Below are 25752 nucleotides of genomic sequence, written 5' to 3'. Positions count from 1 at the left end.
CAAAGCGCGTTACGAAATGCTGTCCACCGCTTTGGCGAGACGGTTCACTGCGCCTTCGACGTCATGCAGTTTGTCCAGACCGAACAACCCGATACGGAAGGTCTTGAAGTCGTCGGGCTCGTCGACGCGAAGCGGAACGCCTGCCGCGATCTGCAAGCCGGCGTCAACGAATTTCTTCCCGGTGCGTATGCCATCGTCATCCGTGTAGCAGACCACGACACCCGGCGCCTCGAAACCTTCCGCAGCCACGCTCTTGAACCCCTTGTTCGCCAAGAGCGAGCGAACGCGCTGCCCGAGTTCAAGCTGTTCGGCCCGCACCTTCTCGAAGCCGTAGGCCTCGGTCTCCTTCATCACGTCGCGCAATGTCGTGAGACTGTCCGTCGGCATCGTGGCGTGATACGCAAACCCGCCTTTCTCATAGGCCTCCATGATCTGCAGCCACTGGCGAAGATCGCAAGCGAAGCTGGTACTCGTGGTGGCTTCGATTCTCTCTCGTGCCAGCGTGCTGAGCATGACCATCGCGCAGCAGGGTGACGCACTCCACCCCTTTTGCGGTGCGCTGATCAGAACATCGACGCCGCAGGCCTGCATGTCGACCCAGACCGTACCGGAGGCGATGCAATCGAGAACAAACATGCCGCCAACCTCGTGAACCGCGTCGGCCACCGCACGCAGGTAGTTGTCGGGCAGCATCATTCCGGAGGCGGTTTCGACATGCGGGGCAAAGACCAGGTCCGGCTTGTGTTCCCGGATCGCGGCGACCACCTCTTCGATGGGAGCCGGCGCATAGGCAGCTTGCCTGCCTTGCTCGACCGGACGCGCCTTCAAGACGATCGATTCGGACGGAATGCTGCCCATGTCGAAAATCTGCGACCAGCGGAAGCTGAACCAGCCATTACGAATGACCAGACATTTCTTGTTCGTCGCGAACTGCCGGGCCACGGCTTCCATGCCGAAAGTCCCGCTGCCCGGCACGATGACTGCCGACTTCGCGTTGTAGACCTTTTTCAGAACACCGGAAATATCGCGCATGACGCCCTGAAAGCGCTGCGACATATGGTTGATCGATCGGTCGGTGTACACGACCGAATATTCGAGGAGCCCCTCGCGGTCGACATTGGGAAGTAGTCCGGGCACGTCTGCCTCCGATACGGGAAGAATGAAATATATAAACCGGATTCTACTCGGTGGGGAGTTCGGCTATAGATGCAACGCACCATTTTTGGCGATGGGGCGCATGGGGATTGCGGGGCGTATTCCGAGTGCGTTCAGAACTTGTACCCGACGCCTGCGAGGAAGATATCGCTGTCTCGGTCGTAGCCTGTCACGACACGATTCCATGACACGCGCGCCACCCAGTGATCTGCGAGTCGATAGGCGGCGCTCATCGTGAGCAGGCCCGCCACGACGTTCTGCGCGCCGTCCGCTTCACGATTCTGCTTGTACTTGTTCCATGTGACGTATGGCCCGAAACCCAAGCCAAGGCTGAAGCGGCTGTCGAAGAAGTCATTCTTGATCCACGCTTGCGCGGCAATCCCCTGACGGCTGCCGAGATTGCTGCGTCCTTCGTTGATGAGTGAGACTGTGCCGTCGAAGAAGCGGCCGAAGCCATGCCGGTATTCGATGGCTTCGGCAACGGCGTTCTGCGAGTCCAGACTATTGACGACGGACAGACCCGCCATCACGGAGAGCACGTCGCCCGTCGGCACGGCTTGTGAATTGCCCCCGGTGAGTGGTCCGGCCGACGCAGGCTTCTCGAGTTGATAGCCCACGCCCAGCAGATACGTCACCGTGTTGACGCTCGTTGGCGACTGAACGTAGTTAGCGCGTGCCTGCACGTACCAGCGGCTTTTGAAGTACCAAGTGGCTGCGACGGAGAACATCGCGCCCCAGCCATGATCGTCCTGATAGCGTTTGCCGCGATTGGCGGCGACGGTGTCGTAATAGCGATAGGGGCCTACGCCCAAGGCAAGATCGAAGCGCCGGTCGAAGAATGGCTGATGCGCCCAGAACTGCGCGGCAAAGCCGTCACGGTGATGGTCGGGCACGTGGCCCTCGTTCATCCACGTGAAACTGGTGGAGAAGTGTTCTGTGAGTGCCTGCTTGTATTCGAAACCCCAGGCATAGGTGTGGGCGTTGTTATCGTCGCGCGCGTTCATGCCGCCCGCGTAGACCGTGGCTTCTTGCGCCTGTGCAAAGACCGAGGCGCTGCACAATGCGCCGGCCGCCGCCGCGCGCCACCACCATGCATTGATCTTCATTCGAGCCGTCGCCGTGAGTGAACTGGGGCGATGCGGTAGACCGCACACATGCCTTCCGCCACGACGCATCGCAAAGACGCATCAGAGTGAGTTCCATCGTAGCAGTTGGTTTTGGGGTGCTCCGCAAGATAACGCGTATCGACGCATTACCGGAAATTACGGGCCGGGCGACGCCCGTCGTATGAGCGGCTGGAACACATCATGCATCGCGACACGGCGTGTGGCGCATCGAAACCCTCCAAATGGATGCACTTGCCGCAAACGTACCGGAGGGCGTACTTCGCCAGCGGGTGGCTGGCGTCATTGGCGCGTTACAGACGCCCGGCAGCCGCCAGGAACGCTGGTGCGTCTGCCAGTAATACGGCGAGATCGGCGGCGCCGGATTTCACCGCCGCAGCGGTACGCTCGCGCGTCACCGTGTCGGTGCCGACCAGTGAGCGCGGGCCGGCCACGCTGAGCGCGGCCAGTGGCCGGCCATGCGCGTCCAGCGCGGCGGCCGCGCAGGCGTCGATGCCCGCTTCGAAGCCGTCCTGACTCCAGGCGCATCCGGCGTCACGGTCGCGAGCCAACTGGGCGTCGAGTGCGGCATACGTGCGGGCGCTTTGCGCCGTGGCGGCCGCGAGCGGTTCCGGGCCGAGCAGCGCACGGCGTCGCTCAGGGCTCAGATGCGCCAGCAGCGACCGGCCGGGGGCCGTCAGATGCGCCGTGACGCGGCTTCCCGCACGAATGTTGCTGACGAGCGGCAACGCCGGGGTTTCACACAACAAGTAGCGAACCTGAGCGCCGTCGAGCACGGTCAGATAGCTCGACAGTCCCGTCTCGTTCGTCACGCGCGTGAGCACGCGCCGCGCCGTGGCGAGATGATCCTCGCCAGCGAGCGCGCTGGCCGCCAGCGTCAGAAACCCCAATCCGAGACGGTGCCCGCCCTGCGGCAACGGTTCAAGCACACCCTCGAATTGCAGCGTCTCGATCAGACGCATGACGGTCACGCGATTCACACCGATGCGGCGCCCAACTTCGCTCAGGTTGGCCGTCGACCCGCCGTCCGCCACGAAACGCAGTAGCTTGAGTGCTCGCATGACCGGCGTCACGAGGCCCGCTTGCGTGGCGTCGTGAGCGTCCGTCGTGGCGGCGTCAGTAGCGGCGTCAGTAGCGGTTGCAGCGATTTGCGAAGCTTTGGTCATGCGTTCGATTCCATTCATCGAAAGGGGGCGGCGAGCATGTCGTGCTGGCGCCGCCAGAGGTCACTCAGGCCGCGAGCGGAACTTGCCACGCGTCGTACTCGTAGACCCAATCGGCATTGCCGCCTTCCTTGAGCCATTGATTGCCGCGCGAGCCGATCTGCACGCGTGCCGTGCGCTCGCGCCGCGACGTTTCGTAGCGCGCGAGCGCAGCAGCGAGGGCGGCGGCGTCGGCGCTTGGACCCGCGGCAGCAAGGTGGCGAGACAGTACCACAGCATCCTCGATCGCCATGCCAGCTCCCTGCGCCATGAACGGCATCATCGGATGGCTTGCGTCGCCAAGCAGCGACACGCGATCGCGCGACCATTGCGGCAACGGGTCGCGCACGTAGAGCGCCGATTTCAGCACTCTGTCGCACGCGGCGAGAAGGGCGCGGGCCTCGGGGTGGTAGTCGGCATACATGGCGCGCAACTCATGCACGTCGCCCGGCGCGGTCCACGATTCAAGCGTCCAGCTATCCTGCGGCGTGGTGGCGAACACGAAGATGTCGCGGCCGAGATTGAGCGGGAACGTCACGATCTGACTCGACGGATTCGGCCCCCACCATTTCGTGAACGCGTCAAGATTCGGCACGCCGTCGAGCTTGTCCGCCGGCACGACCGCGCGGTACGCCACGACGCCAGTGAATTCTGGCGACTCCGGCCCGAACAAGCCAGTGCGCACCACGGAGTGAATACCGTCCGCACCGATTAGCACGTCGACGTCGTCATGTGTGCCATCCGCGAACGTCAGCCGAATGCGGCCGGCCTGTGACGCTTCCGGCGCTTCGAACGACACGAGCTTCTTGCCCAGCGCAATCGACTCGGCGGGCACCGCCTGCTCTAGCGCCTGCAACAGATCGGCGCGGTGCATCGTGAGCTGCGGAGCACCGTATTTCGATTGCGCTGTCTGTGCCATCTCCAGACGCGACGTCTCTTCGCCTGAATCCCACGTGCGGCTGATGCGATGGCTCGGTTGCGCCGCCGTCTTGCGCAGCGCATCGCCGACACCGAGGCCGTCGAGCGCGCGCACGGCATTGGGCGTCAGGTTGATGTCCGCGCCCACACGGGCGAACTGCGACGCCTGCTCGTACACACGCACACGAAAACCCGCACGGATCAGACCGATGGCGGTGGCCAGACCGCCGATGCCGGCACCGTTGATGCCGATGAGAGGAGCTTGCATGGGGACATCCTTTGACAAAAGAGACGATGAATCGGAAAAATAAAACGTTCAAATATGAACATGATGTTCAAATATTATTGTTTTTGATTCGATTGATCGCAAGGGGGCCCCGGGTAAATCCTGAGCGAACGACTTCGCGGAAAAGGGCGGGAGCCGTGGACTTCCTGCAACGTCAACGGGACGAGCGGTGTGCCCGATCGCGCATCATGCCGGCACATTGCCGCCGGACGTGCGCGCGTTATCACGCCAATTTCCTCTCATCAATTCGTGTATCTCCGCTGCGGGACTCGCCCCTCACGTGGCCTAAGCTCTGCACAGTTGGTTTCATAAGTAATCCAACGTTTCATAGGTGGAACGTCAATAATGCGAATGTGCGACGGGTGTGACCGGCTTGGGTCGCCGCGCGCCGTGTGCGGCGTCTTCACCGTTCTCGAATCATCGAACGACAGGAGTACACAGATGAAGCGGTTTCCGATGGGGCGGATCCCGGGCATGACGACGCTGGCGGCAGCAATGCTGCTGGCGGCTGGCGTGCCGGTCGCAGCGCAGGCGCAGAGCAACGTCACGATCTACGGCAGCATGGATGCGGGCGTGGCCTACGTGAACAACCAGAGCGGCAGCGCGAACTGGATCGCTCAGCAGGGCGGTACGCAGCCGGATCGCTGGGGCCTGCGCGGCGTGGAAGATCTGGGGGGCGGCAACCGCGCCATCTTCCTGCTGGAAAACGGGTTCTCGACGCTTACCGGCAGCACGCTCAAAGCCGGTTCCATGTTCAACCGGCAGTCGTGGCTGGGTCTGCAGTCGGACAAGATGGGGACGGTCACCATCGGTCACATGACCACGTTCAACTTCGACTGGCTGGGCCCGATGAGCACGGCCTATCTGGGCATGAACTGGTACATGTTCCACCCGGGCAATCTCGACGAACTCGCCAACACGTCTGTGGTGCAGGTCGACAACTCGGTGCGCTATGTCACGCCTGATTTCGCCGGGTTCAAGGCGGGTGCCATGATCTCGCTGGGCAACAACACGAACTTCGCCAACGGTCGCAAGTGGAGCGTGGCGGCGAACTACACGAACGGCGGCCTCAAGGCCTCTGCCGTGTACTCGAACGAGAACAACCGCACGCCGAACGTGGCCGTTCTCGGTGGCGCAACCTTCCAGGGGCAGCCGGTCGGCACTTATGCGGCCGCGAACGTCGAGAACATGGGCGCCGGCGTGTCGTATGGGTTCGGGCCGTGGCTGCTGCACGCCTTGTACACGCGCGTGAAACTCCAGTCGCCGGGCTTCAGCGATACCTACCAGTCGTACGATGGCGGCGCGAACTATGCGACGAGCGTGGCGAACACGATCACCTTCGGCGCGGCAACGACCACGATGTCCGGCAAGCGCTGGACGCAGGTCAGCCTTGGCGACGTCTACGCATTTTCGAAGCGCACGCAGGTGTACGTGAGCGGCGTCTATCAGCACGCGAGCGGCAATGGCGCGGTGACGGCGATCAACACGATTGGCGCATCGTCGACGGCAAGCCAGGTCGTCATCATGTCGGGCGTGCATCACGCCTTCTGACGCAACGTTCTTGATTCACCCAGTGGTCTCACTTCATACGCCGGCCGGCCTTTGCCCGCCGGCGTTTTTTTCGCGCAGACAACCGGGCTGCGCACTGAAAACGCAATGAACTCGGGTTTCCCCTAGGCAAAAAATAATTTTGACTGCGCGCATCACTCCCTATAATTGATCCATAAGTAAATCAACGTTTCATATGTGAAACGTAACCCGTAAGGGAAAGACAGGCTGGCAAGCCATGCAGGCGAAGTGATGCGGCAGGCTGCCCGAGGCAAGTTGAACATCCAGAAACACGGTGGTTTCCCATGCTCAGGTCGATTCAATTGAAGGACGCGAACGTAGCCGAGGCGTATGCCGACGCACGTCAGGCGCAGCCGGCGGCGGCACTCCTGCCGTTCGCCATCGAATACCGCGGCGTCACGCGTCGGTTCAAAAATCGCCAGGGCAAGGGCGAAATGACGGCTGTCTCGAACGTGTCCATCGGCATCAAGTCCGGTGAGTTCGTCTCGCTGATCGGCCCTAGCGGCTGCGGCAAGAGCACGCTGCTCAACATGGGCGCCGGTCTGTATGCGCCCAGCGAAGGCCAGGTGACGCTCGCGGGCAAGCCGGTGCGCGGCCCGTCGCAGCAAGTCGCGTTCATGCTGCAGAAAGACTTGCTCATGCCGTGGCGCTCGATTCAGAAGAACGTCGAGCTGGGCATGCAGATTCGCGGGCGCAGCAAGGCGGAGCGTGCGGAAGTGGCCAAGGCGCTGCTTGCGCGTTGCCATCTGAAGGGCTTCGAAAATCACTATCCGCACCAGCTCTCGGGCGGCATGCGTCAGCGCGCGGCGCTGGCTCGCACGCTGGCCGTCGAGCCGGATGTCCTGCTCATGGACGAGCCGTTCTCGGCGCTCGACGCCCAAACCAAGATGGTGCTCCAGCAAGACCTCGCGCAGATGCTTGCCGCCGAAGGCAAGACCGCGCTGATGATTACCCACGACCTCGCAGAAGCGATTGCGCTGTCGGATCGCGTGTTCGTGATGAGCGAGCGCCCCGGCACGATCATCGAAGAAATCACGATTGATCTGCCACATCGCGATAACCCCATCGAGCGCCGCAAGCAGGCGGGCATGAACGAATACGTGGCCCATCTCATGGAACTGCTCAAGGTCGGCCGTGACGACCACCTCGGTTGATCTCGGCTCCCGACACTGCAAGACACTGGAATCCTCGCTATGAAATCCCTTTCGAAAACGCAACTGAGCGCGGGCAGCTTCGTGTTGCTGCTGATCTTCGCGGCCGTGTGGCAATGGGGCCCGACGGCGTTCGGCGTGCCCGAGTTCGTGCTGCCCAAGCTGTCGTCGACGCTGGTCGAAGGCGTGCGCATGTTCGAAGTCGAGAACCTCTGGCTGCACATCGGCGTGACGGCGCTCGAAGTGATCGCGGGCTTCGTGATCGGCTCGGCACTGGGCGTGTTGATCGGCGTGATCCTCGGCTTGTCGCCGTCGACCGAAGCCATGCTCTCGCCGTACATCCTCGCACTGCAGATCGCGCCGAAAGTGGCGTTCGCGCCGCTGTTCGTGATGTGGATGGGCTACACGATCTACCCGAAGATTCTCGTAGCCGTGCTGATCGTCTTCTTCCCCGTGATGATCAACGTACTCGGCGCGGTGCGCTCCGTCGATCCCGACATGGTCAATCTGGTGCGCGCGCTGTGCGGCCGCCGCTGGCAAATCTTCCGCTTCGTTGAATTTCCCTCGGCCATGCAGGCGCTTTTCGCAGGCTTGCGCATTGCGTCGACGCTGGCCGTGATCGGCGTGACCGTCGGCGAACTGGTCGGCGGCGACCGTGGTCTGGGCTATCTGCTGGTGTACGGCGAAGGTCAGGGCAATACCGCGATGGTGTTCGTCGCGATCGCCGGGCTCACCGTCATCGGTATCGCGGCCTACGCCGCCGTGGTCTGGCTCGAACGCCGCGCACTGCACTACGTGCCGCGCGCGTCCATGAACATCGCCTGAGCGCCGAGGAATTCCATCGTGACCGAATTGCCCATCCTCCCGCTCGACACCGACTCGCTGGCACCGCTCAACGGCAAGAAGCTGCTCATCACGGGCGGTGCGCGGGGCCTCGGCGAGGGATTCGTGCGCGCCGCCGTGGCACGCGGTGCGCAAGTGACGATCGCCGATATCGCCGCACAGGCCGGGGAAGCGCTCGCGGCCGAGTTGCAAGACAGCGGATACGCCGTGTCGTTCGTGCGTCTTGACCTCTGCGATCCGGCCTCGGTAGAGGCCGCTGCGAAGGCGGCTGCCGAACAAATGGGCGGCATCGACGGACTGGTCAACAATGGTGCGATAACCCATTCGGGCGGCAAGCTGGCCACCGAGTTGAGCATCGAGACGTGGGACGCGGTCATGAACGTCAACGTGCGTGGCACGTGGCTCATGACGATCGCGGCGCTGCCGTTCCTGCGCGCGTCCGGGCAAGGGCGCGTCGTGAACATCGCGTCGGACACGGCGCTGTGGGGCGCACCGCGTCTGCTCGCCTACACCGCCAGCAAGGGCGCGGTGATGTCGATGACCCGCTCGCTCGCGCGCGAACTCGGCCCTTACGGCATCACCGTGAACGCCATCGCGCCGGGGCTCGTCGAGGTCGAGGCCACGGCATACGTGCCCGCAGAGCGCCATCGTCACTATCTGGAGGGGCGTGCGCTGCCGCGTGCTCAGGTGCCTGACGACGTGACCGGCCCGGTGCTGTTCCTGCTCTCCGATGCATCCCGTTTCGTGACCGGGCAGGTTCTGCCGGTCAACGGCGGCTTCGTCATGCCCTGACGAGCTGCCCCTCATTCGCAACGCCTTCAAGGAGTGACAACATGGCGCAAGCCGAAGCTACAAACACCGCGACGCCACAGGCCGTCGAAAGCTGGACACAGGCCGAAGGTCAGGCGTTCGGCGACTGGCTGGACACACGTGTGGCGCGTTTCTCGACGCGCAAGTACGACTGGGACGCGCTGAAGTTCCAGGCCGACTACGACCCGAAGTACCGCCGCGCGCAAATGCGTTATGTCGGCACGGGCGGCACGGGCGTGGCCAAGGACACCAACACGGTGCCTGCCGGTCATTTCACGTTCTCGACGATGGTGATCCCGGCCGGCAACATCGGCCCGAGCCACATCCATATGGACGTCGAGGAAATCTTCTTCGTGATGCGCGGAAAGATGAAGGTGATCTGCGAGCGCGACGGCGAGACGTGGGAAGCCATTCTCGGTGAGCGCGACCTCATCTCCGTGCCGCCGGGCGTGTATCGCACGGAAATCAACATCGGCGACGAAGACGCGCTCATGTGCGTGATGCTCGGCTCGCAAAAGCCGGTCACGCCGACGTATCCGCCGGATTCGCCGCTCGCCAAGATCAAACGCGAACAGAAGTAAGCCGCCCGGGGCGGTTGCTCCGGAAAGTCCGGTGAGGCGCTCGCCGCTGGCAGGCGCCACACCGGCAGGAATTCATTAAGCAAGACGTTCAGTCCAGACCATGCAAGCTGAAGCCCTATTGCCTGAAGTGCCCGAAGACGCCACCGTCGCACCGCTGCGCGAGCGACTGAACGCCTTCCCGTACCGCACCATCGCTACGCGCGCGGGCACCGTCGGCTATCGTTGCTCGGGCGTACCCGCCGAGCAGGGCATGCCGGTTGTGATGCTGCATGGCATCGGTTCCGGCGCCGCGTCGTGGCTGGCGCAGTTCGAAGCCACCGGGCTCGATGCCGCGCTTTACGCGTGGGACGCCCCCGGGTATGGACAGACGTCGAATGTCGCCGACGCCGAACCGCACGCCGACGCCTATGCCCACGCCCTCGAGGCGTGGCTCGATGCACTCGGGCTGGACAGCGTCGCCCTCGTCGGTCATTCGCTGGGCGCGATCATGGCGACGAAGTTTGCGAGCCGCGCGCCGCAGCGTGTGCGCGGACTCTTTCTCTGCTCGCCGGCCGGTGGCTATGGCAAGGCCGATGCGCAAGTGCGCCTGACCAAACGCGACAGCCGTCTGTCGATGCTCGACAAGCTCGGCCCGGCCGGCATGGCGCGCGAGCGCAGCGACAACCTCGTCGCCCCGAACGCCGCAGACCTGCCGCGGGCCTGGGTGAAGTGGAACATGGCACGCGTGCAGCCCGCCGGCTACCGGCAGGCGACGCACCTGCTCTCGAACGGCGATGTTGCGGGCGAATTGGCGCAATACGTGGCTGCACACGCCGGGCCCGTCGCCGTGGCGGTCGGCGCGCAGGATGCCATCACGACCCCTGCGGCCTGTCAGACGATTGCCGAAGTGGCAGGCGTACCGCTGCAGATCATCGAAGGCGCGGGACACGCGTCGTATATCGAAACCCCCGACGTTCTGAATGCCGCGCTTGCCGCATGGCTCGAACGCGTTGCGGCAGGAGAGCGTTGATATGGCACCGGCAACCCCGAAGCGCGCAATGACGACGGCCCACGCGCAGACCGAAGACGACGCACTGAGCGTTCAGGACGCGCAGACCGACGGCGACGACATCGCGCAAAGCGCGACGTCCGAGACGCGTTACCTCGTGCCGGGCCTCGAGCGCGGCTTGCGCATCCTCACGCAGTTCTCGCCGCGCGAAGCCGTGTTCAGCGCACCGGAGCTGTCGCAGCGGCTGGGTATTCCGCGTACGACCGTCTTTCGTCTGTTGCAAACGCTCGAAGCGATGGGTTTTCTGGAGCGCGCGGGCAGCGAGAAGAATTTCCGTCTGGGGGTGGCCGTGCTGCGTCTGGGCTTCGAATACCTCAGTTCGCTGGAGCTGACCGATCTGGGGATTCCGATCATCGAACGGCTGCGCGACGCGACCCAACTGACATCGCACATCGTGATTCGCGACGGACGCGACATCGTATTCGTGGCGAAGGCGCAGAGCGTGGCCGGTGTTTTCAATTCGATCAAGGTCAATGTTGGCACGCGTCTGCCGGCACATGCCACGGTGCATGGCCATGTGTTGATGGGCGACCTGACGCTGGCCGAACTTCGCGCGCTGTATCCGGAAAAGACGCTGGAGAAATACACGCCGCAGACGCCCGAGACGCTCGCAGAACTGTTCGAGCGCGTGCGCGAGGATGCCGAGCGCGGCTATGCGGTGTCGGCCTCGTCGTTCGAGCGAGGTATCAGTGTGGTGAGTGCGCCGGTGCGCAACGACGCGGGCCGCATTTGCGCCGCCATCACCGTCACCATTCCGCGCGCCAACATCGACTCGTCGATGCTCGACGCAGGGCTCATCGGCCAGGTGCGTGAGGCGGCCGATGCGCTCTCGCATCGCCTGAATTACCGGCCGGGCACCGACGGCCAAACCCCCCCCTACATGAAGTCATTGGGATTGAAATGATCAAGATCGACCTCACCCGGCGCGCGGCGCTGGTCACTGGCGGTACGTCCGGCATCGGCCTTGCCACTGCCGGGCGCCTGCTCGACGCGGGCGCCGCTGTCGCGATCTGCGGCCGTAACCCTGAGCGTCTTGCGCAAGCCGAGGCCCATTTGCGCGAACGTTACCCGCAGGCGCGCCTTATCGCTGCGCAATGCGATGTGCTCGATGCGAACGACGTTAGCGCACTGGCCGAGCGCATTCGCGGCGAGTTCGGTCGTCTCGACATGCTCGTCAACAACGCCGGACAGGGCCGTGTCTCGACGTTCGCCGACACCACCGATGAGGCTTGGCGCGAAGAGCTGGAGCTGAAGTACTTCAGCGTGATTCGCACCACGCGCGCTTGCTTGCCGATGCTGCGCGAGGCTGCACGCGAGACGGGAGACGCCGCCGTCGTTTGCGTCAACTCGCTGCTCGCGCTTCAGCCCGAGCCGCACATGGTGGCGACGTCGTCGGCGCGTGCGGGGGTTCAGAACCTCGTGCGCTCGATGGCGAGCGAGTTCGCGCCCGACGGTGTGCGCGTGAACTCCATCCTGATCGGACTGGTGGAGTCGGGCCAGTGGCGCCGGCGCTTTGCCGCGCAGGGCGAAGGCAAAACCTGGGAGGAATGGACCGGGGAGCTGGCGCGCAAGAAGCAAATCCAGTTGCAACGTCTGGGCAAGCCTGAAGAGGCGGCCGCAGCGATCTTTTTCCTGGCAAGCCCGCAATCGTCTTACACGACGGGTAGCCATATCGATGTTTCCGGAGGCTTGGCAAGACATGTCTAACAAAACCACCGTCGGCGAAGTCATCGCGGCGTTTCTCGAACAGTGCGGTGTGAAGACCGCGTTTGGCGTGATCTCGATTCATAACATGCCGATCCTCGACGCCATCGCGCGTCGTGAAAAGATTCGCTATGTCGGCGCACGCGGCGAAGCCGGTGCGCTGAATATGGCCGACGGCCTGGCACGCGTGTCGGGCGGTCTCGGCGTGGCATTCACGAGCACGGGTACCGCCGCCGGTAACGCGGCCGGCGCCATGGTCGAAGCACTGACGGCCGGCACGCCCGTACTGCACATTACCGGTCAGATCGAAACCGAATTCCTCGACCGCGATCTCGCTTACATTCACGAAGCGCCGGATCAGCTCAGCATGCTGAACTCGATCTCCAAAGCTGCCTATCGCGTACGTTGCGCCGACACGGCGCTCTCGACCGTGCGTGAAGCCGTGCGCGCTGCGCTTACGGCGCCGAGCGGACCGGTCAGCGTGGAGATTCCCATCGACATTCAGGCAGCGGAAATCGAATGGCCTGCCGATCTGGCGGCACCACATATTCCCGTGCCCACGCATGACGACGCCCGCGTGACCGAGCTGGCCGACAAGCTGGCGGGCGCGCATCGCCCGTTGCTGTGGCTGGGCGGCGGCGCTCGCGGTGCGGAGGCGGCCGTCAAGCGCCTGGTCGACATGGGCTTTGGCGTGGTGACTAGCGTGCAAGGTCGCGGCATCGTGCCGGAAGATCACGCGGCCACGCTGGGCGCGTTCAACATTCATCCGACAGTCGAGAAGTTCTACAAGACTTGCGACGCCGTGCTCGTGGTCGGCTCGCGTCTGCGCGGCAACGAAACGCTCAAGTACAAGCTGGCGCTGCCACGCCCGCTGTATCGGGTCGACGCCGATGGTCTGGCGGACAACCGAGGCTATCGCAACGACCTGTTCGTTCAGGGCGACGCGGGGCGCGTGCTCAATGCGCTGGCGGATCGTCTGCAAGGACGTCTCTCGGTCGATCCGGCGTTCCACGCCGATCTCGCGGCTGCACGCGACGCTGCCGTCAAGCAGGTGGCCGAGGGTCTCGGGCCTTACCGTCAATTGGTCGCTGCACTGCAAGGTGCGCTGGGCCGGGACTTCAACTGGGTGCGCGACGTCACGATCTCGAACAGCACGTGGGGCAACCGTCTGTTGAAGGTCTTCTCGCCGCGTGCGGGCGTTCACGCACTGGGCGGCGGTATCGGTCAGGGCATGCAGATGGGGATCGGCGCGGCGCTCGCGGGCAACGCGAAGAAGACCGTGGCACTGTGCGGCGACGGCGGCCTGATGGTCAACGTGGGCGAGCTCGCGACGGCCGTGCAGGAAAAGGCGCCGGTGGTGATTCTGCTGATGAACGACCAATGCTATGGCGTGATCCGCAACATTCAGGACGCGCAATACGGCGGCCGCCGCCACTACGTGCAACTCCATCAACCGGACTTCGCTGCGTTTTGCGCGAGCCTGCAACTCAAGCATGAGCGCATCACCGCGATCGATCAGGCAGAAGGGGCGGTTGCCCGCGCCGTTGCGCACGACGGCCCGGTGCTGCTCGAAGTCGACATGTTGTCGGTCGGCAATTTTGCCTCGCATTTTGCCGGCCCGCCGGTCCGGGAGCCCGCGAATGCATGAACTGAACCATCGTCGCGTTGATGTCGCGCTGATCGGTTTCGGCGCGATTGGCTCGAAGGTCTACGAGGCGTGCGCGAGCGATCCGTACCTTCGCGTGGGCCACGTGATCGTGCCGGAAGATGCCGCCGCACGTGTTCGCGAGTGCGTGCGTGCCGAGACCGAAGTGGTGTCGTCGGCGCAAGCGCTCTCCAGCCGTCCGGACTTCGTGCTCGAGTGCGCGGGTCATAGCGCGCTGTCGGGCCATGTCGTGCCTCTGCTCAAGTCGGGGGTGGACTGTGCGGTGGCGTCGATTGGTGCGCTGTCCGACACCGATCTGCTCGCCGCGCTTGAACAAGCCGCGAAGGATGGCGCGTCCACCGTCACGCTGCTCTCCGGCGCCATCGGTGGCATCGACGCCATTGCCGCGGCGCGTGAAGGCGGTCTGGACGAGGTGCTTTACACCGGACGCAAGCCGCCGTTGGGCTGGCAGGGCACGCCGGCCGAACAGGTCTGCGATCTGGCGACGCTCACCACCGCGACCGTGATCTTCGAAGGCAGCGCCCGCGATGCGGCGCGTCTGTACCCGAAGAACGCGAACGTGGCGGCGACCGTGGCCATCGCGGGTCTCGGCCTCGATGCCACGCGCGTGCGTTTGATTGCCGACCCCGCGACCACGCGCAACGTGCATCACATCGCCGCACGTGGCGCCTTCGGCGAGATGTCGCTGGAGATGTGCGGCAAGCCGTTGCCGGACAACCCCAAGACGTCTGCACTGACCGCCTATTCCGCCATTCGTGCGCTACGCAATCGCGTTGCGAACTGTGTGATCTAGCAGGAAGCGCATCATGAGCCATCAAGATTTGCTGCAAGGGTTTTCAAGCGACATTCTGGTCGGCGGCGAATGGCGCGCCGGCACCGGCAAGCGCTATCAGAGCCTGTACCCGGCCGATGAGAGTGTGAACGCCGAGATCGCGGCGGCAGGAGCCGAGGACGCCGTCGAAGCCGTGGAAGCGGCCGACGCCGCGTGGCGTCGCGCCGACTGGGCCGGTCTGAAGCCGCATCAGCGTGCTGCTGTGCTGCATCACGTGGCCGACGGCATCACGCAGCGTGCCGAAGCCCTTGCGCATCTGCAACGTCGCGACAACGGCAAACCCATCAGCGAGACACGCGCGCTCGTTGCGAGCGCGGCGGGCACGTTCCGCTACTTCGCCTCGTGCCTTGAGACGCTAGAGGAAACGCTGACGCCTTCGCGCGGCGATTACCTGACGATGAGCGTTCACGAACCGCTCGGTGTGGTGGCTGCCATCACGCCATGGAATTCGCCGATTGCCTCGGACGCGCAGAAACTTGCGCCTGCGCTCGCAGCCGGCAACGCCGTGGTGCTCAAGCCTGCGGAAGTCACGCCGCTCGCCTCGCTCGAACTGGGCCGCATCTGCGAAGCCGCCGGTGTGCCGCGGGGTGTGCTGTCGGTGCTGCCGGGCAAGGGCTCGGTCATCGGCGACATTCTCGTGCGCCATCCCAAGGTCAAGAAGGTCGCTTTCACGGGCGGCACCGAGGTGGGCCGGGGCATTGCGCGGCTGGCGGCCGACAAGCTCATGCCGGTCTCGCTCGAACTCGGCGGCAAGTCGCCGACCATCGTGTTCGAAGACGCCGATATCGATCACGCCGTGGCCGGTGTGCTCTACGGCATCTTCAGTTCGTCGGGCGAGTCGTGCATCGCCGGCTCGCGCCTGTTCGTACACAAGGCGATCTTCGACACGTTTGTCGAAAGGCTCGTTGCGGGCGCCAGACAGTTGCGCGTGGGCGATCCGCTGCGCGAAGACACGCAGATGGGGCCGCTCGTGACGTCTGCGCATCGTGAGTCCATCGAGCGTTATGTCGCCATCGGACTGGAAGAGGGCGGTCGTCTGTTGTGCGGCGGTGAGCGTCCGGCGGGCGACGGCCGCGAAAAGGGCTACTTCTATCAGCCGACCATCATCGCGGGGCTGACGAATCAGGCGCGCATGGTGCAGGAAGAAATCTTCGGGCCGGTGCTGGCGGTACTGCCGTTCGAGAACGAAGACGACCTGCTGGCCGAGGCTAACGACAGCGTCTACGGTCTGGCGGCAGGTATTTGGACGCGCGACTACAAGCGTGCGTGGCGCCTTGGCCGTGCGCTCGAGACCGGCACCGTCTGGATCAACACCTACAAGCAGTTCTCGATCTCGACGCCGTTCGGCGGATGGAAAGAGAGCGGCATGGGCCGCGAGAAGGGCCGTCTGGGCCTGCTGGAATACACGAACCAGAAGAGCCTCTATTGGGGCATGAACGAAAACCCGCTCGCGTGGGCGGGCCGGGTGTGAACGACAGGTAGTGCCAAAGCAAGCCGCGATGCACGGGGCATCGCGGTAACCCGATACTTGAGCGAGGCAGAGATATGTTGTCGATTTTCCGTGCATCGTTGGCGCGCCGCGCGCGTCAAGCCGCTGGCCTGTGCGCAGTGGCCGCACTCACGAGTCTGGCGGCGCCGGTCATGGCCCAGCCGGCCACCCAGCAGATTACCTATTTGCTCCCGGCACCGGCCAACCTGCCGGCCTTCGCGCCGCTGATGCTGGCCGAGAAGAAGGGGTATTACGCGGCCGAGGGGCTGTCGGTGCGCTGGTTGACGGTGCAAGGCGGCGCCGACGTCGGCAAGCAACTCGCCTCCGGTAATGGCGATCTGGGCGGGGGGCTGGGCGACACGCCGATCGTGCTGCGTCCGAACGGCATTCCCATCAAGGGCGTCGCATTGTTGGGCGGGCGCACGCTGCATCAGTTGGTTGTGCGCGACGACGCAAACATCAAGTCGCCCGCTGATCTGAAGGGCAAGACGATCACCGTGCTGGCCTATCAGGACACTGGTTTCTACGCCACGCTCGGCCTGCTCGCTTCTGCCGGTCTGACGCGCAACGACGCACGTATTCAGGGCGCCGGTCCGGCCGGTGTGTGGCAGCAGGTTGCCACGGGCAAGGCCGAAGCGATGGTGGGCACGCCGGAGTGGGCGCAGAACATCGAAGACGCCGGCGTGAAGATCACGATGACGTCGACGGACAAGTATTTCCCGGGCATGGCACAGGCGATTCTGGCGTCGGACAAGACCATCGCCGAGAAGCCGGAGATGATCCGGAAGTTCGTGCGCGCAACGATCAAGTCGGTGGCCGAGATCATGCGTGACCCGGCCGGCGCCGCCAAGGAGTACTGCGCGACGGTACCCGCCTACAAGGGCAAGGAAGCCGAGATCGAGAAGATCCTCACGTACTACGCCCGCAATGTCTATCCGGGTCAGCAGCGTCTGGGCGCGTTCGATCCGGCGCGCGTGACGAAGCTGCAGGACTTCTATGCGCAGGAAAAGGTCATTCGTGAGAAGTCGAACCCGGCTGACCTGTTCACCAACCAGTTCGTGCAGTAACGCGAGACGACCATGAGCGAAAACGCACCGGGCTTGTCGGACGCGACGTCCACCGCCCAGTCCGAAACGATGCTGCTGACGGTGTTCCTGCGTCACGATCAGTCGAACAATCTCGACGATTTTCAGGAGCGCCTGAAAGCGGCGCAATGGTGGGAGCGTTTTCCGCCCGCCGGTGTGAAGGTGGTGTCGTGGACGGTGGCGATGGGCTTTGGCCAGATCGTCACGCTCGAACTGCCGCCGCATCTGCTGCCGGTGGTCAACGTCGAACTGGAGCGTTCCGCCTGGGGTGTGTTTCGCACCGAATGCTATCCGACTTACGACTTCGTACCCGTGCACGCGCGCATTCGCGAACGGGTTCGCAATGGAGGGAAATAATGGACCGTTATCTCGAACCGCATCAAGCGCGTCGTCATGAGCCGACGCAATACGAAAGCCTGCTGGGCGACGCCATCGAGCGTGCCTATGCCGCCGGTACGCACGACCTGGCGGGGCTCGTGGCCTATCTGAACCGCACGGGCCCCGGCCCGCAGGAGGGCGACGTGTGGACCGAAGCGATCTACACCGCGCAGATCGCACGACTGGCAGAAGAGTAAAACATCACATAGCGCGATCGTTGCCTGCCGAACGCACGCAGCGACCGCGATGGAGGCATCCCCCATGACTACGCAACAGCCTATCCTCACCGCCGACGCCATTCTCGAGCGCGGCCTGAAGCAACTCTGGTATCCGATTTGCCCGTCGCACATGATCGGCCGCGAGCCGGTGTCGCTGCGCCGTCTTGGCAAGAAGCTGGTGTTCTGGCGCGATCAGGACAACAAGGTGCATGCGCTCGACGATCATTGCCCGCACCGTGGCGCACCGCTGTCGAAGGGCATCGTCATGGGAGACCGCATCGCGTGCGGCTATCACGGCGTGCAAGTGCGCTGCGACGGCACGGTCATGCGTGTGCCGGGCAGCCCAGGTTGTAAGCTCGAAGGCTCGCGCCCGACGCAGTCCTATCACATCGTCGAGCGTAACGACGCGATCTGGCTGTACAACGCCACCGAGAACATCGACACACCGCCGCCGCTCGTGTTGCCGGAAGAACTCGATGCCGACGGCGAATTTTCGTCGTTCCTGTGCTACACGGAGTGGAAGGGCGACTACCGCTATGTGCTCGATAACGTGATGGACCCGATGCACGGCACGTATCTGCACAAGCAGTCGCACTCGATGGCCGAGGGCGACAACTCGGCCGCTTTCCGCATTCGCGACACGGACCGAGGGTTCGTGTTCGAGAAGGAAGGCCAGCGCGACGTGAACTTCGACTGGACCGAGTGGGCCGATACCGGCACGCACTGGATGCGTCTGGAGATTCCGTACCCGAAGACGGGCGGACCCGGCGGCAACTTCGTGATCGTGGGCAGCTACACGCCGATCTCGCCGACGCTCGCCGCCGTGTTCCACTGGCGTTGCCGTAAGCTCGGCGGCTGGCAGCGCGACACGTGGCGCTTCCTGTATCGCAATCGCCTCGAGGCACGTCACTGGGCGGTGCTGGAGCAGGATCGCGTGATGCTCGAAGATATGGAGCCGGACGCCAATCAGAACGAGCACCTGTATCAACACGACATGGGCATCGTGCGTCTGCGCCGCCATCTGAAGAATCTGGCCAAGGCGGAACTCGAGCGCATGCAGCAGGGCAAGGCGTAAGCCGCGCGAGACGCTTTATGTCAATCGATCAACCTGTCAATGCCGAGCGCATCCGTGCACCCGCCGTACCCGATCAGGGCACGGCGACGTGGAGCAACGGCATTCGCTTCGGCAATGAAATCGTGATGTCGGGCATGACCGCTCACCCTGCCACGCGAGCGTCGCAGAGGCCGCTCGGCGCCTATGAGCAGACGCTCGTGGTGCTTGGCAAGATCCGCGCGCTGGTCGAGGCGGGCGGCGGCAGTCTGGCGAACATCTACAAGCTGGTGGTGTACGTGACCGATATTGCGGACAAGGACGACGTCGGCCGTGCGCGCCGCGAGGTCTTCGCGGACGTTGCGGCCAACGGTGGCGCGTATCCGTGCTCGACGCTCGTGCAGGTAAGCGGTCTGGTGTTCCCGGAACTGCGCGTAGAGATCGAGGCGTTTGCGCGGCTCGACATCGATTTGTCCGCCGCTGGCTGAAGCGGCGGACGTCATCAGAACAAGCAACATCAGAGAGCGGCGTTATGAGCAAGTCAAACCTGTCGGCGATGGTGCGCACGCTTCGCTATGAAGCGGCGGGCATCATGAGCATTGAACTCGTGCCTGCGCCGGGCCGCAGCACGCCGTTCCCCGCCTTCACGCCGGGTGCGCACATCGATCTGCATCTGCCGAGCGGACTGGTGCGCAGCTATTCGCTCGTGAACGCGCCGGGCGAGGCGAACCGCTATGTCCTCGGCATTCTTGCGGATCCGAAGAGCCTCGGCGGCTCGCGTTTCATTCACGACAATTTCCGCGTGGGGATGACGCTGGACATCTCCGAGCCGCGCAATCACTTCGCGCTCGACGAAACCGCCGAGCATACGGTGCTCGTCGCGGGCGGCATCGGCGTGACGCCAATCCTTTGCATGTACCGGCGTTTGCGCGCGCTGGGCCGCCACGTCAAGCTGATGTACTGCGCCCGCACGGCGCCGCAAGCGGCCTTCGTCGACGAACTGGAGGCACTGGGTGGCGACATCACTTATCACTTTGACGATCAGCACGACGGCAAGCCTGCCTCGCTCGCGGCATTTCTGTCGGGGCAGCCGGCGGGCACGCACGCGTATTGCTGCGGCCCCGGCGTGATGCTCGACGCTTTCGAGGCGGCGTGTGCCGACGCCGGCATCGCCAATGTGCATATCGAACGTTTTGCCGCGGCTCCCGATGCGCCGCCGCCCGCAACGTCCGAAGGCTATGTCGTCACGCTGGCGAAGTCGGGCAAGGAGATCGCTGTGCCAGCGGGCGCGACGCTGCTCGACACGCTGCTTGCCGCCGGTATCGACGCCGAGCATAGCTGCATGGAAGGGGTGTGCGGCGCATGCGAGACGCGCGTGCTCGACGGCTGCCCCGATCATCGCGACTCGGTACTGAGCGCGTCCGAGCGTGCCGGGAACAAGGTCATGATGATTTGTGTGTCCGGTTGCAAGGGCGGCCGTCTGACGCTGGATCTGTGACCTCTCCAACTCCGAACCCTTACCCGAGACTGCCATGACGATTCTGGGCATCGAACAAATTACTTACGGGGTCACCGACCTCGACACCTGCCGTCGTTTTCTGGGCGATTGGGGACTCACCGAAGTGTCCGCTGACGCCAATGGGGCACGCTTCGAAACGCTGAACGGGTGCCGTGTGCTGGCGGTGCGTCACGACGACCCCTCGCTGCCGCCCGCGATGGAAGACGGCCCGACCTTGCGCGAGGTCACGTGGGGGGTGACGACTGCCGATGAGGTGGCGGCGATCGCCGACCGGCTTGCAGACCAGCCTGGCTATTACTTCAAGGACGGCGCGACCGGCTGCATCGACCCGAACGGTCTGGCGATGCGGGTGGAAGTGACGGCCAAGCGTGCGGTCGATGTGCAGGGTGCACCGACCAACCCGTGGGGTATTCCGGCGCAGCGTGTCAATACGCCGAGCCCGGTGTACGAACGCGCACAGCCGATCGAAGTCGGCCATGTCGTGTTCTTCACCAATGCGCTGGCGGCCACGCAGGCGTTCTACGAAGACAAGCTCGGCTTCGAGCTGTCCGATCGCTATCCCGCGCGGGGTGCGTTCATGCGCTGTGCACCCCACGGCGGCCATCACGATCTGTTTCTGCTGGCGTTGCCCAACGGCAAACGGGGGCTGAACCACGTCGCGTTCACCGTGCGCGATATTCACGAGGTGTTCGGCGGCGGCATGCATATCGACCGTTGCGGGTGGGAAACGCAGTTGGGGCCGGGCCGTCACCCGATTTCGTCGGCGTACTTCTGGTACTTCAAGAATCCGTGCGGTGCACTCATCGAGTACTACGCCGACGAGGACATCCTCACGCCGGAGTGGCAGCCGCGTGACTTCGAGCCGGGGCCGACGGTGTTTGCGGAATGGGCGGTCGACGGGGGGCTGGATGGCAACACACGTCGCCAGAAGAAGGGCGGCGAAGCGCCGACCGGCAAGTTCATGACCGACACAGCCAAGCGCTGATCCGGGTCATGGCGGGCGCGCCGAACCGGGGGGATCGGCGTGTCCGGCTTCGCGAGTTGTCGCGAGAAGCGGAAACCGGCGCGTGACGTTGCACCATGAGGCCCGGGCGGCGACTTGCCCAGGTGGTGAGTGGTTGCCCGAGGGGCACGTTGCGCGCCGGCGACCGTCTTGCCGGCGCTGCGACACCGGGGAAGATGAGCCCCTTTGAGGCGGCTTACTTTGCCAGTTCGGCGTCGATGGCGGCAACGAGACGCGGATCGTCCGCCTTCACGTCCGGCGAGAACCGGGCCACGACCTGACCGTTGCGGCCAATCAGGAACTTCTCAAAGTTCCACAGCACATCGGCGGGGTTCTCCCGCTCGACGCCAAATCCTTTCAGACGCTCGCGGAACGGGCCTTCGCCGATGGCCTCGGGCTGTGCTTCGACAAGTGCCGTGTAGAGCGGGTGACGGTCGTCGCCGAGTGCCGAGAGCTTTGCGAACAGCGGAAACGTGACGTTGTATTGCGTGGTGCAGAATTCGAGGATTTCCGCGTCGGTGCCGGGTTCCTGACCCTTGAAGTTGTTTGCGGGAAAGGCCAGCACTTCGAGACCGGCGGCGCGCTTGTCTTCGTACAGACGCTCGAGCCCTTCGTACTGCGGCGTGAGGCCACACTTCGACGCAACGTTGACGACCAGACGCACTTTGCCGGCGTAATCGCCCAGCGTTGCAGCGGCGCCGTCGTTGCGATTGACGGCGATGGTTTCGATATTCGTGCTCATGGGAATTCCCTGTCTTTGATGGGTTCGCCGAGTGTAGCGCAAGCCTGTGAAGCGCGCTGGGCGTGGCGGTGTGTCATGAGCGTCGGATCTGGCCGAGATGTCGCTGGGTCTCACGCTGATGAAGGCGAACAATCTGAGCGCTTCGATTCGCTACGACCTGCAAGCTGGCTCGGGCTTCGTGTCGCACACGGGTATCGTGCGCGTGCAGCAGCGCTTCTGATCGGCTGACGCCATTCAGGCAGGGCCGGCGGTTGCAGTCATTGACATGGCTGCGACCGCCGTGAAAGTATCGCGCAGTGCCCACTGCTCCCCATTTCTTTCCGATGTCTTCCCCTTCTTCTTCCGCCGGGACGCTGACCTTCGCGCAGGCAATCGCGCTGGCCCAATCGCATTGGCAGGCGGGGCAAGCCCCGCAGGCGGAAGCGCTATGCCGTCGCGTGCTGGAAGTGTCTGCCGAACATCCCGATGCGCATTATCTGCTGGGCCTCATGGCGCATGCTTATGGCAAGCCGGACATGGCCATCGATCATCTTCGGGTTGCCTGCCGGTCACCGAATGCGCCCGCGTCGTGCTGGTCGGATCTGGCCGAGATGTGCCGGCAGTCCGGGCGTCTCGACGATGCGCTGGCGGCCGGCCGTCGGGCCGTTGAGCTGGACCCGGCGTTCGCCGCAGGATGGAACAATCTCGGGATTGTGTTGCAGGAGACTGGTCAGCTCGAGCAGAGCATGGCATGCCTCACACGCGTGAGCGAACTGCTGCCGGCGTCGGCTGATGCGCAGAACAATCTCGGCAATACGGCGCGTCTGCTGGGGCGTCTGGACGTCGCCGAGACGCACTACCGGCGCGCGCTCGAACGCGACCCCGAGCGCGCCGATGCCCACAGCAATCTGGCGTCGCTGCTGAGTGCGCAGCGGCGCTTTGCCGAGGCGGAGACGCTGGCGCGCCGCGCCATCGAGTTGGCCCCGCAGTTCGTCGACGCCTACCGCAACCTCGCCGACGTCGAACTCGCGCGCGGCAACGTGGCTTCTGCGCTGCAGATCGTCGAGGTGATGTCGGCGTTTGCGCCGAAGCATCCTTCCACGCTCGTAGCGCGTGCCCGGCTTCTGCGTCTTGTCGGGCGACTGGACGAAGCGCTGGCGAATGCCCGCGAAGCCGTCACGCTTCAGCCCGAAAGCGCCGATGCGCGGGCGGCACTTTCCGACGTCGAGGCGGATGTCGCAGCGCGCAACACAGCGGGCGCAGCCAAGGATGCCATCGAGCGCGCCGGGCCGGAGGGCGCGACCGCGACGGTGCCGACGGTGCCGACGGTGTCGCCGGATCTCGCTGCCATTCACGAAGCGGTCGTGGCTCGCATGCATTCACATGACTACGAGGGGGCAGAGGCGATGCTCCGTGAAGTCGTGGCAGCCGGCGCCGCGCCCGTGTCCATGTGGCGGTTGCTCGGGATCGTCTTGCGCGCGCAAGGCAAGGCCCGCGAGGGGCGAGACCTGCTCGATATGCTGGCGCGTCAGGTGCCGGGCGATCTGTCGAACCGCTTCGACCTTGCCGAGGCGTTGCTCTTGCTGGGTGACTTCGAGCGCGGCTGGCGCGAGTACCGGTATCGCTACAGCCTTGAACATACCCAGTCCATCGAACGCAAGGTGCAACGCCCGCGATGGGACGGTCAGCCGATTCCCGGCCAGACGCTTCTCATTCACGACGAGCAAGGCTTCGGTGACACGTTCCAGTTCATGCGAATGGCGCGCTGGGCACGTGAGCGCAGTCAGGCGCGCGTGATTTTCGAGGTGAATCACGAGACGTTGTCGATCGCGAAGCGCATGTGGGGCGACGACGATATCGTCGCTCGCGGGACGTTGCCCGTGACCTTCGATCAGCATTGCGAGTTGATGAGCCTGCCGATGGCAATGGGCCTGAAGCTCGCCGATTTGCCCGGCGACGTGGCGTATCTGACAGCCGATCCCGAACGCGTTGCCCATTGGCGCGAGAGACTGGCCGACGTTCCCAGGCCGTGGGTGGCCGTGGTGTGGGCCGGACGTCCGGAACACGTCAACGACAGCAATCGGTCCATGCCGCTTGAGCAACTCGCGCCGCTGGGCGCGAGCGGGGCGACGTTCCTGTCGATTCAGAAGGGGCCGGCTTCGGCGCAGGCGAAGACGCCGCCCGAGGGCATGTCGATGGTGTCGTTGAGCGATGAGATTCGCGATTTCGAGGACACCGCGGCGATTCTGCATCTCGCCGATTTGCTGATCTCCGTCGATTCATCGCCAGTGCATTTGGCGGGAGGCTTGGGGCGCGCGGTATGGGTGTTGCTGCCGTTCGTCCCCGACTGGCGCTGGCTGCTCGATCGGGACGATACCCCGTGGTATCCGGGAATGCGTCTTTTCCGTCAGGAGGCCCGCGCGCAATGGGCGCCTGTCGTCGAGCGCATGGCGCAGGCCCTCAAGCAGTTTGTGGCTGAGTGGCATGATGGCGCGGCCTGATCGCGCCGGTAACGAGGGCCGGGCAGGCCGGGCCGGATCCTTGCGCGGGCTGCTCTGCGTGAGCGTGCTGGGGTTCGCGTGGCTGGTTTCCGGCTGCGCCAGTCTGGATCGCGACGCGCACGCCGACTCGCTCGCCAAACCCGCCGGATTGCAACGGGAAGTGCTCGTCGCAGGCGACTTCCGCCTTACGGCGTTCTCGCGCATCACTCGCGCAGACAAGCCGTTGCGCATTTACATCGAAGGCGACGGTCTTGCGTGGGTCTCGCGTACGGAGCCGTCGCTCGATCCGACGCCAGTCGCCGCGACCGGTCTGGCGCTCGCCGCCGCGGATTCGTCCGCCAATGTTGCCTATCTGGCACGACCGTGCCAGTTCACACCGATGCCGGACAATCCTCGCTGTCAGGTCGCATACTGGACCGGCAAGCGCTTCGCTCCTGAGGTTGTGAATGCGATGGATGGCGCGGTCGGACAATTGGCGGCGCGCTTGCCCGGACAGCCCATCGAGCTTGTCGGGTACTCCGGTGGCGGAGCCATCGCCGTGTTGGTCGCGGCCCGTCGACATGACGTGGCGGCGCTGCGCACCGTGGCGGGCAATCTCGACGTCGAGTACGTCAATCAAATGCACCGGGTCTCGCCGATGCCTGCGTCGCGCAATCCCATCGACGTTGCGCGGCAGGTTGCCGGCATTGCTCAGATTCATTTCAGCGGTGCACAGGATACGGTCGTGCCGCCGGAGGTCGCACGCCGCTTTGCGTCGGCCGCGGGCGGGACGTGCGTGAAGACTCGCGTAGTGAACGGCGTGACCCACGACGGAGATTGGGCGCAGCGTTGGCGCGATCTGCTCGCGCAGACGCCGGTTTGCGACGGCCGTCCATGACGTGAACGGGACGACGCCTGC

At 64.4% G+C, this 25752-nt stretch carries 26 protein-coding genes and 1 pseudogene; 22 read left to right on the top strand and 5 right to left on the bottom strand.

The genetic code is table 11. From position 1 onward, the window contains the following. Nucleotides 1-9 precede the first annotated feature (9 nt). The 4 genes from PBR20603_RS10625 to PBR20603_RS10610 all read right to left on the bottom strand — a co-directional run bounded on the left by PBR20603_RS10625 (nt 10) and on the right by PBR20603_RS10610 (nt 4667). The gene (locus PBR20603_RS10625; RefSeq protein ID WP_150559495.1) at nt 10-1137 is read right to left on the bottom strand and encodes an aminotransferase class V-fold PLP-dependent enzyme; all 1128 of its coding nucleotides are present in this window, start codon (nt 1135-1137) and stop codon (nt 10-12) included. Between the two features lie 131 nt (nt 1138-1268). Further along, a complete protein-coding gene (locus tag PBR20603_RS10620) occupies nt 1269-2261 on the bottom strand; it encodes a hypothetical protein (protein WP_150559494.1) in 993 nt (330 codons plus the stop codon). A gap of 311 nt (nt 2262-2572) precedes the next feature. Then, on the bottom strand, nt 2573-3445 hold the full coding sequence (locus tag PBR20603_RS10615; RefSeq protein WP_246174535.1) for an IclR family transcriptional regulator: 873 nt from the start codon (nt 3443-3445) through the stop codon (nt 2573-2575). Nucleotides 3446-3509: 64 nt separating this feature from the next. Continuing rightward, the gene (locus PBR20603_RS10610; protein ID WP_150559493.1) at nt 3510-4667 is read right to left on the bottom strand and encodes an FAD-dependent monooxygenase; all 1158 of its coding nucleotides are present in this window, start codon (nt 4665-4667) and stop codon (nt 3510-3512) included. Between the two features lie 492 nt (nt 4668-5159). Between PBR20603_RS10610 and PBR20603_RS10605 the strand changes: the two genes are divergently transcribed. The 18 genes from PBR20603_RS10605 (at nt 5160) to PBR20603_RS10520 (ending at nt 21614) form a co-directional block, all read left to right on the top strand. Continuing rightward, nucleotides 5160-6236, top strand: a complete 1077-nt coding sequence (locus PBR20603_RS10605) for a porin (protein WP_174977890.1) — start codon at nt 5160-5162, stop codon at nt 6234-6236. 302 nt (nt 6237-6538) lie between these two features. Further along, the gene (locus PBR20603_RS10600; protein ID WP_150559491.1) at nt 6539-7408 is read left to right on the top strand and encodes an ABC transporter ATP-binding protein; all 870 of its coding nucleotides are present in this window, start codon (nt 6539-6541) and stop codon (nt 7406-7408) included. A 39-nt stretch (nt 7409-7447) separates the two neighbouring features. After that, a complete protein-coding gene (locus PBR20603_RS10595) occupies nt 7448-8230 on the top strand; it encodes an ABC transporter permease (RefSeq protein WP_150559490.1) in 783 nt (260 codons plus the stop codon). Nucleotides 8231-8248: 18 nt separating this feature from the next. Next, nucleotides 8249-9040, top strand: coding sequence for an SDR family oxidoreductase (locus PBR20603_RS10590; RefSeq protein WP_150559489.1), 792 nt, complete (start codon nt 8249-8251; stop codon nt 9038-9040). Nucleotides 9041-9081: 41 nt separating this feature from the next. Next, the gene (locus PBR20603_RS10585; protein WP_150559488.1) at nt 9082-9639 is read left to right on the top strand and encodes a cupin domain-containing protein; all 558 of its coding nucleotides are present in this window, start codon (nt 9082-9084) and stop codon (nt 9637-9639) included. A gap of 100 nt (nt 9640-9739) precedes the next feature. Then, nucleotides 9740-10648, top strand: coding sequence for an alpha/beta fold hydrolase (locus tag PBR20603_RS10580; protein WP_150559487.1), 909 nt, complete (start codon nt 9740-9742; stop codon nt 10646-10648). 1 nt (nt 10649) lies between these two features. Next, nucleotides 10650-11591, top strand: a complete 942-nt coding sequence (locus tag PBR20603_RS10575; protein WP_150559486.1) for an IclR family transcriptional regulator — start codon at nt 10650-10652, stop codon at nt 11589-11591. Further along, nucleotides 11588-12394, top strand: coding sequence for an SDR family oxidoreductase (locus tag PBR20603_RS10570; protein WP_150559485.1), 807 nt, complete (start codon nt 11588-11590; stop codon nt 12392-12394). The genes PBR20603_RS10575 and PBR20603_RS10570 overlap by 4 nt, the downstream gene beginning before the upstream one ends. Further along, a complete protein-coding gene (locus PBR20603_RS10565; protein ID WP_150559484.1) occupies nt 12387-14039 on the top strand; it encodes a thiamine pyrophosphate-binding protein in 1653 nt (550 codons plus the stop codon). Before PBR20603_RS10570 ends, PBR20603_RS10565 begins: the two co-directional genes overlap by 8 nt. Then, a complete protein-coding gene (locus PBR20603_RS10560) occupies nt 14032-14850 on the top strand; it encodes an aspartate dehydrogenase (RefSeq protein WP_150559483.1) in 819 nt (272 codons plus the stop codon). The genes PBR20603_RS10565 and PBR20603_RS10560 overlap by 8 nt, the downstream gene beginning before the upstream one ends. Before the next feature lie 13 nt (nt 14851-14863). Then, nucleotides 14864-16360: an aldehyde dehydrogenase gene (locus PBR20603_RS10555; protein WP_150559482.1), complete on the top strand. Its 1497-nt coding sequence runs from the start codon at nt 14864-14866 to the stop codon at nt 16358-16360. Between the two features lie 74 nt (nt 16361-16434). Further along, a complete protein-coding gene (locus PBR20603_RS10550) occupies nt 16435-17445 on the top strand; it encodes an ABC transporter substrate-binding protein (protein ID WP_150559481.1) in 1011 nt (336 codons plus the stop codon). A gap of 12 nt (nt 17446-17457) precedes the next feature. Beyond that, nucleotides 17458-17820 carry a hypothetical protein gene (locus PBR20603_RS10545; protein ID WP_150559480.1) on the top strand — a complete coding sequence of 121 codons (363 nt, stop codon included), beginning with the start codon at nt 17458-17460 and terminating at the stop codon, nt 17818-17820. Further along, nucleotides 17820-18038 carry a recombinase-like helix-turn-helix domain-containing protein gene (locus PBR20603_RS10540; protein WP_150559479.1) on the top strand — a complete coding sequence of 73 codons (219 nt, stop codon included), beginning with the start codon at nt 17820-17822 and terminating at the stop codon, nt 18036-18038. Before PBR20603_RS10545 ends, PBR20603_RS10540 begins: the two co-directional genes overlap by 1 nt. 64 nt (nt 18039-18102) lie before the next feature. Then, complete coding sequence (locus tag PBR20603_RS10535; RefSeq protein WP_150559478.1) at nt 18103-19134, top strand: aromatic ring-hydroxylating oxygenase subunit alpha; 1032 nt, start codon at nt 18103-18105, stop codon at nt 19132-19134. Between the two features lie 17 nt (nt 19135-19151). Continuing rightward, nucleotides 19152-19598, top strand: coding sequence for a RidA family protein (locus PBR20603_RS10530; protein WP_150559477.1), 447 nt, complete (start codon nt 19152-19154; stop codon nt 19596-19598). A gap of 44 nt (nt 19599-19642) precedes the next feature. Beyond that, nucleotides 19643-20608, top strand: coding sequence for a PDR/VanB family oxidoreductase (locus tag PBR20603_RS10525; RefSeq protein ID WP_150559476.1), 966 nt, complete (start codon nt 19643-19645; stop codon nt 20606-20608). A 34-nt stretch (nt 20609-20642) separates the two neighbouring features. Continuing rightward, complete coding sequence (locus tag PBR20603_RS10520; RefSeq protein ID WP_150559475.1) at nt 20643-21614, top strand: VOC family protein; 972 nt, start codon at nt 20643-20645, stop codon at nt 21612-21614. A gap of 214 nt (nt 21615-21828) precedes the next feature. Here PBR20603_RS10520 and PBR20603_RS10515 read toward each other — a convergent pair whose 3' ends face one another. Beyond that, the gene (locus tag PBR20603_RS10515) at nt 21829-22374 is read right to left on the bottom strand and encodes a glutathione peroxidase (protein ID WP_150559474.1); all 546 of its coding nucleotides are present in this window, start codon (nt 22372-22374) and stop codon (nt 21829-21831) included. 97 nt (nt 22375-22471) lie between these two features. Here PBR20603_RS10515 and PBR20603_RS24445 point away from each other — a divergent pair, with 97 nt between their 5' ends. From PBR20603_RS24445 to PBR20603_RS10505, 4 genes and pseudogenes are all read left to right on the top strand, one after another. Continuing rightward, complete coding sequence (locus PBR20603_RS24445; RefSeq protein ID WP_281355996.1) at nt 22472-22594, top strand: hypothetical protein; 123 nt, start codon at nt 22472-22474, stop codon at nt 22592-22594. 103 nt (nt 22595-22697) lie between these two features. Then, nucleotides 22698-23390: pseudogene (locus PBR20603_RS24595) on the top strand (tetratricopeptide repeat protein); the annotation flags it as partial. 336 nt (nt 23391-23726) lie between these two features. Continuing rightward, nucleotides 23727-24854 (top strand): glycosyl transferase family 8, encoded by a 1128-nt coding sequence (locus tag PBR20603_RS24590; protein WP_425495805.1) that lies wholly within the window; start codon nt 23727-23729, stop codon nt 24852-24854. Further along, nucleotides 24841-25731: an alpha/beta hydrolase gene (locus tag PBR20603_RS10505; protein WP_425495804.1), complete on the top strand. Its 891-nt coding sequence runs from the start codon at nt 24841-24843 to the stop codon at nt 25729-25731. Before PBR20603_RS24590 ends, PBR20603_RS10505 begins: the two co-directional genes overlap by 14 nt. Nucleotides 25732-25752 lie beyond the last annotated feature (21 nt).

Origin of the sequence: Pandoraea bronchicola, from assembly GCF_902459805.1 — a bacterium.
Classification (GTDB): domain Bacteria; phylum Pseudomonadota; class Gammaproteobacteria; order Burkholderiales; family Burkholderiaceae; genus Pandoraea; species Pandoraea bronchicola.
This window is presented reverse-complemented; position numbering and strand designations above follow the sequence as displayed.